Below are 12,278 nucleotides of genomic sequence, written 5' to 3'. Positions count from 1 at the left end.
AAGCGCTCCGTCCTATTGTTCCGAGCTTGCTGGAGCGCAGAGTTCGATGAATTGAGACAGAATGGCCTGGCGGGTCACTTCACCCACCACGTGCCCCTGCTCGTCCAGAACTGGCAGGGCATTGACGGCCTTTTCCTTGATCAGGGCCTCGGCTTCCAGCAGATGGGAGTCCTCATGGAGGGTAATGATATCCACGGCCATGATGTCCGCAGCCGTGAGGTGAGCGTTGTCGGCCAGCAGGCGGCGTACGAAATTCTCGTCATCGGTCACGGCCTTGGCCAAGTTGGAGTCCAGGTAGAAAGGCATCATAACCTTGAGCACATCATAGCTGGAGATGATTCCCATGAGCCTGTCATCAGCATCCACAACGTGCAAAAGCCGCGAGGGCATGGCCTGCATGGCCGCCAGCACCTTTGCGAAGCTTTCGCCGGGGCCGGTCTTGGCCACCTGCCTGTTCATGATGGTGGATATTTTCATGAGTAAATCCTTTGAGTTAATCGGTAGAAACCGGCATCGGGTCCACGATTACATCGCTGGAGGCTGCAATCCACAAATTGTCATTATTGCAAAAAAACGAGAAGCGTTCACGAATGCCGAGCAGATACAGGCATGAGCGGATCATGTCTACCCAGGAAGTGCTTCACGCCCCCGGGGATTCCGCTGGAAAATTCCCGGGTGAGTTCGTGTCCTGCGCGGGTGTCTTGCTACGCCGAATTCCTTGCGTGCTTCATCCCCGAAGTGAGTTTCCTCCGGCCAGAACGTCTGAAGACCGCCCTGAAAAAAAACGCCCGGTCACGGACCGGGCGTTTGAGATCGCTCATACCCTTCGCGCGCAGGCGGCACGAAAGATGAGAAGTTCAAGCCAAAGGCGCGACTACACCTTTTCCTTCTCCCCGGCCTTGGTTTTGAAATCGAAGGAAAGCACCGTCTCCACCTTGCCGCTCTTGCTCTTCTTCGGCCCTTCCTTGGCCACGTCGACCTTGACGGTTCCGCCCTTCTGGAGCTTTCCGAAGAGCAGTTCGTCGGCCAGGGGATCCTTGAGCTTCTCCTGAATCAGACGCGCCAGCGGCCGCGCACCGAAAGCCGGATCGAAGCCCCGCTCGGCCAGCCAGGCCACGGCCTTGTCGCTCAAATCCACCAGGACCTTGCGCTCCTTGAGCTGGGCGTTGAGTTCCGTGATGTACTTGCCCACGATCATCTCCATGATGGACGGGGTCAAGGGCTTGAACGAGATCACGGCGTCCAGCCTGTTGCGGAATTCCGGCGTGAAGAGCCGTTCCAGGGCCTTCTGGCCGTGGAAGGCGGCGTCTTCCGGCTTGGACTGGCCGAAGCCAATGGCCTTGGAGGCCATCTCGCGCGCGCCGGCGTTGGAGGTCATGAGCAGGATCACATGGCTGAAGTCGGCCTTGCGCCCGTTGTTGTCGGTAAGCGTGGCATAGTCCATCACCTGCAGCAGGATGTTGAACATGTCCGGGTGGGCCTTCTCGATCTCGTCGAGCAGCAGCACGCAGTAGGGATTCTTGCGGATGCCGTCGGTCAAGAGCCCGCCCTGGTCGAAGCCCACGTAGCCCGGAGGCGCGCCGATGAGCCGGGCCACGGCGTGCTTCTCCATGTATTCGCTCATATCGAAGCGCATGAAGTGGATGCCCAGCACGTTGGCCAGCTGCTTGGCCAGCTCGGTCTTGCCCACGCCGGTGGGACCGGTGAGCAGGAAGTTGCCGGTTGGCTTTCCCGCCAGGGCGAGCCCGGCGCGGGAGCGCTTGATGGCCTTGGCCAGTACGTCGATGGCCTCGTCCTGGCCGAAGAGCAGGCGCTTGAGTTCGTCCTCGAACCCGGAGAGACGGGTGCGGTCGGTGGAGGACACGCGCTGGGCCGGAATCCTGGCCATGCGCGAGACCACCTTCTCCACGTCATGCACGCCGACGACGTTCTTGCCGGGCTTGCCCGAGAGGCGGAACACCGCCCCGGCTTCGTCGATGACGTCGATGGCCTTGTCGGGCAGGTAGCGGTCGTTGATATGGCGCGCGGAAAGCTCCACCGCGCTTTTCAGGGCGGCGGGCGTGTACTGCACCCCGTGGTGCTCCTCGTAGTGGGGCTTGAGGCCCTTGAGGATTTCCACGGCCTCCTCCTGGGTGGGCTCCTTCACGTCGATCTTCTGGAAGCGGCGCGACAAGGCGCGGTCCTTCTCGAAATGGTTCTTGTATTCCTCGTAGGTGGTGGAGCCGATGCAGCGCAGCTGCCCCGAGGCCAGCACGGGCTTGAGGATGTTGGAGGCGTCCATGGTGCCGCCGCTGGTGGCTCCCGCGCCCACGATGGTGTGGATCTCGTCCACGAAGAGGATGGCCCCGGGCTTGGCCTTGAATTCGTTCAGCACGCTCTTCATGCGGGCCTCGAAGTCGCCCCGGTACTTGGTCCCGGCCAGGAGCGCCCCCATGTCCAGGGCGAAGATTTCCACGTCCCTGAACGCCTCGGGCACTTCTCCCTTGGATATCTTCAGGGCCAGGCCCTCGGCCAGGGCGGTCTTGCCCACGCCGGGGTCGCCCACGTAGAGGGGGTTGTTTTTGCGACGGCGCGCCAGCACCTGCACGGTGCGGGTCAGCTCCTCGTCGCGCCCGATGAGCGGATCGATCTTGCCCTCGCGGGCCTTGGCCACGAGGTCCACGGTGAATTGCTCCAGGGCGGATTCCTTCTTCTTGCCGGGTTCCTCGCCCTGCCGGGAGGCGTCCTCAGAATCCCCGCCCTCCTCCATGCCCTGGCCGTGGGCGATGCACTCCAGCACGTCCAGGCGGGAAACGCCGTGGGACTTAAGAAAATAGACCGCGTAGGAGTCGTCCTCCTCGAAGATGGCCGCCAGCACGTCGCCCACGTCCACCTTGGTCTTGCCCGCGGACTGTATCTGCATGATGGCCCGCTGCAGCACGCGCTGCACGCCCAGGGTCTGGACCACTTCCGTGGCCTGCTCCTGGGGCAGCGTCTCCATGTGTTCGGCGAAGAAGCGCTCAAGCTGGTGGCGCAGGCGCACCACGTTGGCTCCACAGTTGATGAGTATGGACTTGCCGCTCTCCTCGCCCACGATGGCGTGGAGCAGGTGCTCCAGGGTGAGGTATTCGTGGTTGCGGCGTTTGACTTCCTTCACCGCGTTGGTGAGGACCCGTTCGAGTCTTTTTCCGAGCATTTATTCCTCTTCCATGGTGCACTTGAGCGGATACCCGCCCTGGCGGGCCAGTTGGCGCACCGCGACCACCTTGGTTTCGGCCACTTCGGCCGTGAACACCCCGCACACGCCCATGCCGTTCTTGTGCACGGCCAGCATGATCTGGGTGGCTTCGGCTTCCGTCTTGTGGAAGACGGTCTGGAGCACCTGTACCACGAATTCCATCGTTGTGTAGTCGTCGTTGTGCAGGAGCACCTTGTATTTTCTGGGCTCCCGGACTTCGTCCTTGAGTCCGGTCCCGGATTCGGATTCGTCCTGATGCAATGGTCCGGCCATGTCGAAAACTCCGTATGGGGTGGGCGGCTCGGCCCTGAGATAAGACCTGGCGAGGCGTTGTCGAGGTGTCGGCTGCCCGGATGAATGACAATATCCTGGTACTGAAAAATCGCGGCACAGGCAAGGCGCGAAAAGCTCTCTGGACAGCGCGCCGGACCAGGATATAAATGGATTCATGACCGCAAAGCGCATCGTCCTGGCCGTCACCGGAGCCTCCGGAATGCCCTACGCCGTGGCCCTGGCCCGGGCCATATCGGCCGACCCCGGGCTTTCGTTGCACCTGATTCTTTCCGAGGCGGCCAAGAAGGTCCTGGAGCTGGAATCCGACGTCCAGGCTCCCGAGCTTGAGGCCCTGGCCCAGGCGTCCTATTCCCAGCACGATCTCGCCGCAGGCCCCGCCAGCGGCTCCTGGCGGCACGCCGGGATGATCGTCTGCCCGTGCTCCATGGCCTCACTGGCGGCCATCGCCAACGGTTTCGGTTCCAACCTGATCCACCGGGCAGCGGACGTGACCCTCAAGGAGGGACGCCGCCTGGTGCTGGTGCCGCGAGAGACCCCTTTCAACGAGATCCACCTGAAGAACCTGCTGGCCGCCAAGCAGGCCGGAGCGGACATCCTGCCAGCCTGCCCCGGATTCTACTCCCGGCCGCAGACCATCGGCGAACTGGCGGACTTCATCGCCGCCAGGGCGCTCGACCTCTTGGACATCCCCCACAACCTCGGGAAGCGCTGGAAGGACGGCTAGCCCGTCGTCCGTCTGAACCCGCCCGACCCGTACGACAGGAGGACTCCCCATGGCCCACGCGCTCACCTGGAACGGCCATTCGAACTTCACCGTCAAGACCGACGGCATGACCATCCTCATAGACCCCTTCTTCGACGGCAACCCCAAATCCGTCCTGGCAGCTAAGGACATCACCCAGGTGGACTACGTGCTCGTCACCCACGACCACGGCGACCACGTCGGCCAGGCCATGGAAATCTGCCTGGCCACCGGGGCCAAGCTCCTGGCCATCGTGGAGACGTGCTCCAAACTGGTGGGTCAGGGACTGCCCAAGGAGCAGGTGGTCAACGGCATCGGCATCAACATCGGCGGCAGCATCTCGCTCGGCACCGTGCGGGCCACCATGGTGCAGGCCGTGCATTCCAGCGAATCGGGCTGGCCCGTGGGCTACGTGCTGACGCTCGGCGACGGCTACACCCTGTACCACTCGGGAGACACCGCCATCTTCGCCACCATGGAGCTCTACGGAAAGCTCTTCTCCATCGACATGGCCCTCTTGCCCGTGGGCGGAGTCTTCACCATGGACGCGCGCCAGGCGGCCGTGGCCTGCAAACTGCTCAAGTGCAGGCAGGTGCTGCCCATGCACTGGGGCACATTCCCGGTGCTGGAGAGGAACACCCGAGCCTTCGGCCTAGCCTTGGAGGACCTGGGGGTGGACACCATGCTGGTGAACTGCGAACCGGGACAAACGGTGAAGCTGGAAAGGAATCTCTTCAACGAGGATTGCGGCTGCGAATAGAGCCGGACCGGTTTCACGCGGACCAAAAGATATGAAAAAAGCCCGGAACGTACGCTCCGGGCTTTTTTGTATCGGTGCAAGGCTCCCCACTCGGGAGCAATGTCTGGTGTGATCAGCGTCCCGCCGGAAGCGCCGCCTCCGCCCTGTCCTCACGTTCGTTGCGCAAGTCTTGAGCGTGCCGCGCCGCCCGGTCGTCCCTGGGCATCTGCGCGCCAGGGGCTCCGCTTTTGCCGGAAACCATGCGTTGGGTGTTGTGCTGGGACAAGGCCGGGCCGGTGATCAACGCGGTCAGGATCACCAGGAGCGGCGCCAAGGCAGCGAACGATCGGAGTATGGTCATAGGGCCTCCTTACCGGAAGGGTCAGGAAGCTTACTACCCCAGCCTTGTGCAAAGAGAAAGGCAAACCCGGGAATTATTTGCGCAGACGCATGTACTTTCTGGGCTTCTCGTAGCCGTCGCCAATGTCGGAGAGCATCTCTATATCCCAGCGATCCTTGAAGAAATCACGGACGAAATCCAGCACCAGGATGTCGCCGTCCTCGAGATACCGGTCCGGATAGTGGCGGCGCATCTCTTCGACGGTGGAACCGAGTTCCTTGCGGATCATGTAGGTCTTCTGCACCGAGAGGACCAGCTCCGTGTCGGAGAGCGTTTCCAGGAACGCCAGGGAGCGGGGGATGAGCCCCTCGCGCACGAAGGTCTTGCCGATGAACTCCACCAGCATGGCCGTGTCGAACTTTCGGCCGCACAGGCAGTTCAGGGGAACGTCGATATCGCAGGAGACGAACTCCACGCCATCGAGCCCGAAGATTTCGCGCAGCATGGCCGCACCTTCGAGTACCCGGGATTCCCGGTCCACGCCGGTCACGCTGGCCGCGCCCAGGCGGCGGGCCTGGAAGGAGAAGAACCCGAAGTTGCAGCCCAGGTCCACCACGGACTTGCCCGTGAAATCGACCTTGCGGAAGTCCTGGAGACCTTGAGGATCCAGGGGCTCGGTTCCTTCGATGACCGGATTCAGATTCTCGTCGTAGATGGTGCGGTAGACGTGTTCGGGCTCCAGGCCGGACACGTGTTCGCGCAGGCGCTGGAAGCGGGGCATGGACACTCCTTGGCGAAACGTGACGAGGCGCGGATACCGGCTTTTGGCCGGAAATGCAATGCGGCCCTTAGGAATGAAGCGATTCGTAAACGGTTTTCGCTTTTTTGCCCCCAAATCCGGGAATGGATTCGATCTCGGCCAGGGTGGCCCGGCGCATGGCATCCAGCGTCCCGAAGCGGTCCCACAGGAGCTTGGCCGTCTTGGGCCCGACGCCCGGAATGGCCAGAATCTCGCTCTTGAGCGCCGTCTTCTTGCGCGCCTGGCGCTGCCGGCCGATGACGAAGCGGTGCACCTCGTCGCGCAGGCGCTGCAAAAAGAGCAGCTCCTTGCTGCCGGGACGCAGCGGCAGATGGTTCTTGCGCCCCGGCCTGAAGACGCGCTCCTCCATGTCGGTCTTGGTGTGCCCGGCCTTGGCGATGGAGGCCAGCTCCCACAGGTGCGGCAGCCCGGCCTGTGCCAGGGCCCGTTCCACGGCCGCCAGCTGCCCCTTGCCGCCGTCGATGAGCACGAGGTCCGCCCAGGGCTCGCCGGAATCGATGCGCCTCTCCACCCACCTGGCCAGAGCGGCGTAGTCGTCGCCCGTGCCCTCCAGTTCCGGCATGGCGTACTGCCGGTAGGAGTCCTTGGCCAGGCGTCCGTCCTCGTACACGACCATGCCCACGCGCATGCCCTTGCCGCCCAGGTGGGACACGTCCACCACCTCGATGCGCCCAATCTCGCGCCCCACCTGGAGCTTGCGCCCGATGAGCGCGGGCATGGATTCCTCCGAGCCCTTGTCGCGGGCCTCGCTCACGGCGCGGGCCGCGTTGGCCGCCGCGATCTCAAGCAAGCGCTCCTCCTCGGCGGATCTTGGGGCCGTGACCACGACTTTTCCCCCGCGCCGCTCGGCCAGCACCTCCGCCGCCATGGACACGTCCTGCTCCCCCATGACTGCGATCAGGCGCGCGGGCAGCAGGACGCGGGCGGGGATGAAGCTCTCCGGCCGGTAGTACTGGGTAAGAAAGCTCGGCAGGGCCTCGGGCAGTTCGTCCTCGGAGAAGTCGGGCCAGAAGAAGTTGGCCCGGTCCAGGAGCCTTCCCTGGCGCACGAAGAGCACCGAGAGCCCCATGCCGCCCCCGGCAGCGAACACGCTTATGGCGTCCAGGTCGGCGTGATTGGGCAGCACGGCGGCCTGCCCCTCCACGGTGGCGCGCATGGCTGTGAGCAGGTCCCGCAGTTCGGCGGCCCGCTCGAAGAGCAGGGCTTCAGAGGCTTCCAGCATCTCGCGCTCCACCCGCTTGAGTACGTCCCCGGAGCGCCCGGACAGAAAGGCTTCCACCCGCCTGACCAGAACGGCGTAGTCCTCCTTGGAGATGTTGCCCACGCAGGGGGCCAGGCACTGGCCGATGAAGTGGTACAGGCAAGGGCGCACGCGGTTGGAGAAGGAGGCGTCGCGGCACTTGCGCAGGGGAAAAAGCTTGTTGAGCTCGCGCCAGGTTTTGCGGGCGGCCTGGGCCGAGGTGAAGGGACCGAAGTAGGTGGAACCGTCGCGCACCACGCGGCGGGTGAAGGCGATCTTGGGAAAATCGTGGGTCTTGTCGAGCTTGAAGAGGATGTGGCTCTTGTCGTCGCGCAGCACGATGTTGTAGCGCGGCCGGTGCTTCTTGATGAGGCTGGCCTCCAGGAGCAGGGCCTCCTTTTCCGTGGCCGTCACCAGAACGTCCACGCCCGCGATCCTGGCCACCAGGGCGCGGGTCTTGGGATGGGGCACCTCGCCCCGGAAATACGACGACAGCCGCGACCGCAGGTTCACGGCCTTGCCCACGTAGAGCACCTTTCCCTGGGCGTTCTTCATGAGATAAACGCCGGGGTCGGTGGGGAAGTCCTTGGGAACGAATTCGAACATGGCCCCAAAATGCCCGGAAGAGCCCGGACAGACAAGCCCCGCGGCGGCTTGCCCTGGAGGCTGCGAGCGTGTATGGTCCCCGAACCCCACCGGGTGGAAATCAGGAATGAAAAAGCGCATTTCCGTCATCGGGGCCGGCACGTGCGGCCCGGAAACAGAAGCTTTGGCCGAACGCCTCGGCTTTCTCATTGCCGAAAACGGCTTCGACCTGGTCTGCGGAGGGCGCATGGGCGTGCAGCGGGCCGCCTGCCGGGGGGCCAAGACCGCCGGAGGCCGCACCGTGGGCATCCTGCCTGGGCTCGACTTCGCCCAGGCCAACGAATTCGTGGACGTGCCCGTCATCACCGGGCTCGGCCACATGCGCAACTTCCTCGTGGTCAAGAACGGCGACGCAGCCGTGGCCGTGGAAGGCGGCGCGGGCACGCTCTCCGAGATCGGCCTGGCGCTCAAGTCCGGCATCCCCGTGGTGGCCCTGGGCCACTGGTCCGGCATCGAAGGCGTGCGCCCGGCCAAGGGCGCCGACGAGGCCATGGACATCCTCAAGACCCTGGTGAACGGCTGATGGACGTGCTCTGGGCTCCCTGGCGCATGGACTACATCCTGGGTCCCAAGCCGGACAGCTGCGTCTTCTGCATCCCGGAGCACACCGGCGAGGACCGCGACCGCCTGGTGCTGGCCCGCGCCGACCACTGCTACGTGATCATGAACAAGTTCCCCTACAACAGCGGACACCTCATGATCTGCCCTTACCGCCACGTCAGTTGCCTGACCGAGCTCACCAGCGAGGAATGCGCCGAGGCCATGCTTGCCCTGCAGGCGGCCGTGGCCATCATCAAGGACGCCTTCCGGCCACACGGGGTGAACGCCGGGCTCAACCTGGGCGAGGCGGCCGGGTCCGGCATCGCGGCGCACCTGCACTTCCAGCTGGTGCCGCGCTGGAACGGCGACAATTCCTTCATGGCCGTGTTCGGCCAGACGCACGTGATTCCCGAGCTTCTGCTCGACACATACGACCGGATCAAACCGCGCTTCGACGGCGCGGCCCCATTTCGCAACATCTGACGAGGGAGGCGGTTATGCGTTTCATCAAGTTCGTCCTGCTGGTGGCGTTCTTCCTGTTCTTCATGGTGTTCTTCGTCCAGAACCAAGCCCAGCTGTCCACCGTGCTCGAACTGAAGTTCAACATGTTCACACTGAACTGGCAGGCCCAGCCGCTGCCGTTCTACATGGTGGTGCTGGTGTTCTTCGTGCTGGGCGCTCTGTTCAGCACCATTTTCTTCGTCGTCGACCGCATCCGCGTGGGCTCCGTCTGCCGCGACGCCCAGTCCAAGGCCCAGAGCCTGCAGTACGAGCTGGACGCCCTGAAGGCCAAGCAGAGCATCGTCACCCCCGCGCCCGCCCCGGCTCCGGCCGCCGAGCCCGAGGCCAAGGCATAGTATCCGCCCCTTCGAGATCATGCGGCCGGACGCCTCCGCGCGTCCGGCCGTTTTGCCTGTTGACGCGACGAGAATGTCCGGGCAAGGTGAGGCCATGCCCGAACAGGCCTATTTTTACAAAAACGTAAATAAGACCCTCCCCACGCCATGAGCACCGTCAAGCTCACCCCAATGCTCGAGCAGTACCTCTCCATCAAGGGAGAGTACCCCGACTGCCTGCTCATGTACCGCATGGGAGACTTCTACGAGCTCTTCTTCGAGGACGCCGAGGTGGCCGCCCGGGAGCTCCAGATCGCGCTGACCTCGCGCGACAAGAACTCCGACTCCCCCGTGCCCATGTGCGGCGTGCCCCACCACGCCATGACCGGCTACGTGAGCCAGCTCCTGGAGAAGGGCTACAAGGTGGCCATCTGCGACCAGGTGGAAGACCCCAGGCAGGCCAAGGGGCTGGTCAAGCGCGAAGTGACGCGGGTGCTCACCCCGGGCACCGTGGTGGACGACATCAACCTCCAGGCCAAGGAGAACAACTACCTGGCCGCCCTCTTCTGGGAGCCCGACGAGCGCGCCGGGGGCTTGGCCTGGATCGAGTTCTCCACCGGCGAGTGGGAGGGGCTTTTCTCCCGCGACGAGGCCCAGCTCTGGCAGTGGGTGGAGAAGATCCACCCCAAGGAGCTCCTGCTGCCGGACATGAAAGCCCCGCCGCGCCACCTTCCGGAACTGGGCATCCAGATCACCAACTATCCCCACAAGCCGCATTTCGACCTGGGGGCCGCCACCCAGCGCGTGCTCGAAGCCCAGGACGTGGCCAGCCTGGACGCCCTGGACGTCTCCGACAAGCCGCAGTTGGTGAGGGCCATGGGGGCCATTCTCTCCTACCTGGCCCAGACCCAGAAGCAGGAACTCGGCCATCTCTCGTCCTTCCGTCCGGTCAATCTGAGCCGCCATCTGCTCATAGACGAAGTCACCGAGCGCAATCTGGAGATCTTCCGCCGCCTGGACGGACGAAAGGGACAGGGCACGCTCTGGCACGTTCTGGACCGCACGACCACCCCCATGGGCGGACGCCTACTGGAAACGCGCCTGCGCCAGCCCTGGGTGGACATGGAGCCCATCCTGGCCAATCAGGAGGCCGTGCGCTTCTTCTTCAAGGAAGACATACTGCGCGAGTCCGTGCGCGACGCGCTGGACGACGTCTACGACCTGGAGCGCCTCTCCACGCGCATTTTCCTGGGCCGGGCCACCCCCAAGGACTTCCTGGCCCTGCGCCACAGCCTGACCGCCCTGCCCAAGCTCTACCGCCGGCTCACCGCCGACGGCCTGGACGAGGGCGCCTTCACCCTGGAGAAGCCCAAAGCCCTGGCGGACATCCTGGCCGCCTGGGACAGCCTGGAGGACATCCGCGACCTGCTCCTCTCCGCCCTGGCCGACACGCCTCCGGCCGTGATCACCGAGGGCGGTCTCTTCCGGGCTGGCTATGACCCCAAGCTCGACGAACTCATGGAGCTCACCGAGCACGGCGAGGGCAAGCTCAAGGAACTCCTGGAAGAGGAGCAGCAGGCCAACGCCCTGCCCCGCTTGAAGCTCGGCTACAACCGGGTGTTCGGCTACTATTTCGAGCTCACGCGCGCATCCGACAAGGTCCCGGACCACTTCGTGCGCCGCCAGACCCTGGCCAACGCCGAACGCTACATCACCCCCGCTCTCAAGGAGCTGGAAGACAAGCTCCTCTCGGCCAGCGAACGCCGCAAGGACCTGGAATACCGCCTCTTCGGCGAGCTGCGCGAGACGGTGGCGAAGGCCCAGACCCGCTTCAAGTCCATGGCCTCGGCCCTGGCTTCCCTGGACTACTGGCAGGCCCTGGCCGACGCCGCCCGCCGCTTCGAATGGACCCGCCCCACCCTGCACACCGGGCTGGACATCACCATCCAGGCCGGACGCCATCCCGCCGTGGAGGCCGTGCAGGGCGCCGCCAACTACATCCCGAGCGACCTGCACCTCACCGGCGACACGCGGCTTCTGCTCATCACCGGCCCCAACATGGCGGGCAAGTCAACGGTACTGAGGCAGGTGGCCATCCTGTCGCTTCTGGCCCAGATCGGTTCCTACGTCCCGGCGGCCAAGGCCCACCTGGGGCTCACCGACCGCATCTTCTCGCGCGTGGGGGCATCGGACAACCTGGCCCAGGGGCAGTCCACCTTCATGGTGGAGATGATGGAGACCGCCCGCATCCTGCGCCAGGCCACGAAAAAGAGCCTGGTCATCCTGGACGAGATCGGGCGCGGCACGTCCACCTTCGACGGCCTGGCCCTGGCCTGGGCCGTTGTGGAGGAACTCTGCGGCCGGGGCCGCAAGCCCGACTCCAAGGACCAGGGCGGCATCCGCACCCTCTTCGCCACCCACTACCACGAACTGACCCAGCTCGAGGGCAAGCTCCAGGGCTTGCGAAACGTCAACATTGCGGTCAAGGAATGGAGAGGCGACATCATTTTCCTGCGCCGCCTCGTGCCCGGGCCGTCCGACCGCAGCTACGGCATCGAGGTGGCCCGCCTGGCAGGCGTGCCCGCCAAGGTGGTGCAACGCGCCAAGGACGTGCTGGCGGGGCTCGAGAAAAAGGCCCGGGACGCCAAGAATTTCGCTCCCGCGCCGCTGCCCACCTGCCAGACGCTCCTTCCGGGCCTGCCCGGAAAGGACGCGCCCGCGCAGGAAGCGCCGCGCCAGGAGCATCAGCTTCTGGTGGAGCTCAAGAACCTCAAACTTGACAGGATCACCCCGCTGGAAGCCCTGAACATCCTGGGCGACTGGAAATCCAAGTGGAGCGGGGACACGAATACGCAAGGAGACTAA

At 64.4% G+C, this 12,278-nt stretch carries 12 protein-coding genes; 6 read left to right on the top strand and 6 right to left on the bottom strand.

Annotated elements, in window-relative coordinates; all coding sequences use genetic code 11:
• Window positions 1–12 precede the first annotated feature (12 nt).
• From ML540_RS15460 to clpS, 3 genes are all read right to left on the bottom strand, one after another.
• Window positions 13–477, bottom strand: a complete 465-nt coding sequence (locus ML540_RS15460; protein ID WP_243363238.1) for a CBS domain-containing protein — start codon at window positions 475–477, stop codon at window positions 13–15.
• A 397-nt stretch (window positions 478–874) separates the two neighbouring features.
• On the bottom strand, window positions 875–3,175 hold the full coding sequence (gene clpA, locus ML540_RS15455; RefSeq protein WP_243363235.1) for an ATP-dependent Clp protease ATP-binding subunit ClpA: 2,301 nt from the start codon (window positions 3,173–3,175) through the stop codon (window positions 875–877).
• Complete coding sequence (gene clpS / locus ML540_RS15450) at window positions 3,176–3,490, bottom strand: ATP-dependent Clp protease adapter ClpS (RefSeq protein ID WP_243363232.1); 315 nt, start codon at window positions 3,488–3,490, stop codon at window positions 3,176–3,178.
• Window positions 3,491–3,665: 175 nt separating this feature from the next.
• On the opposite strand from clpS, the gene ML540_RS15445 reads away from it, so the two are divergent.
• On the top strand, window positions 3,666–4,235 hold the full coding sequence (locus ML540_RS15445) for a UbiX family flavin prenyltransferase (protein WP_243363229.1): 570 nt from the start codon (window positions 3,666–3,668) through the stop codon (window positions 4,233–4,235).
• 49 nt (window positions 4,236–4,284) lie between these two features.
• Entirely contained in the window at window positions 4,285–5,013 is a 729-nt protein-coding gene (locus ML540_RS15440; protein WP_243363227.1) for a metal-dependent hydrolase, read from the top strand.
• A gap of 112 nt (window positions 5,014–5,125) precedes the next feature.
• On the opposite strand, the gene ML540_RS15435 is transcribed toward ML540_RS15440, so the two are convergent.
• The 3 genes from ML540_RS15435 to uvrC form a co-directional block, all read right to left on the bottom strand.
• Window positions 5,126–5,353, bottom strand: coding sequence for a hypothetical protein (locus ML540_RS15435; RefSeq protein WP_243363225.1), 228 nt, complete (start codon window positions 5,351–5,353; stop codon window positions 5,126–5,128).
• A gap of 73 nt (window positions 5,354–5,426) precedes the next feature.
• Window positions 5,427–6,113 carry a methyltransferase domain-containing protein gene (locus tag ML540_RS15430; RefSeq protein WP_243363222.1) on the bottom strand — a complete coding sequence of 229 codons (687 nt, stop codon included), beginning with the start codon at window positions 6,111–6,113 and terminating at the stop codon, window positions 5,427–5,429.
• 67 nt (window positions 6,114–6,180) lie between these two features.
• Window positions 6,181–7,998, bottom strand: coding sequence for an excinuclease ABC subunit UvrC (gene uvrC / locus ML540_RS15425; protein WP_243363219.1), 1,818 nt, complete (start codon window positions 7,996–7,998; stop codon window positions 6,181–6,183).
• A 106-nt stretch (window positions 7,999–8,104) separates the two neighbouring features.
• Between uvrC and ML540_RS15420 the strand changes: the two genes are divergently transcribed.
• The 4 genes from ML540_RS15420 to mutS all read left to right on the top strand — a co-directional run bounded on the left by ML540_RS15420 (window position 8,105) and on the right by mutS (window position 12,278).
• Window positions 8,105–8,560 (top strand): TIGR00725 family protein, encoded by a 456-nt coding sequence (locus ML540_RS15420; protein ID WP_243363210.1) that lies wholly within the window; start codon window positions 8,105–8,107, stop codon window positions 8,558–8,560.
• Window positions 8,560–9,060: an HIT family protein gene (locus ML540_RS15415; RefSeq protein WP_243363200.1), complete on the top strand. Its 501-nt coding sequence runs from the start codon at window positions 8,560–8,562 to the stop codon at window positions 9,058–9,060. Before ML540_RS15420 ends, ML540_RS15415 begins: the two co-directional genes overlap by 1 nt.
• A gap of 14 nt (window positions 9,061–9,074) precedes the next feature.
• The gene (locus ML540_RS15410) at window positions 9,075–9,434 is read left to right on the top strand and encodes a hypothetical protein (RefSeq protein ID WP_243363197.1); all 360 of its coding nucleotides are present in this window, start codon (window positions 9,075–9,077) and stop codon (window positions 9,432–9,434) included.
• Between the two features lie 147 nt (window positions 9,435–9,581).
• A complete protein-coding gene (gene mutS / locus ML540_RS15405; RefSeq protein WP_243363194.1) occupies window positions 9,582–12,278 on the top strand; it encodes a DNA mismatch repair protein MutS in 2,697 nt (898 codons plus the stop codon).

The sequence above is a fragment of the Fundidesulfovibrio terrae genome (assembly GCF_022808915.1).
In the GTDB taxonomy this organism is placed as follows: Bacteria; Desulfobacterota; Desulfovibrionia; order Desulfovibrionales; family Desulfovibrionaceae; genus Fundidesulfovibrio; species Fundidesulfovibrio terrae.
Note: the sequence above shows the minus strand (reverse complement) of the source record. Positions and strands in the feature narration are given on the sequence as shown.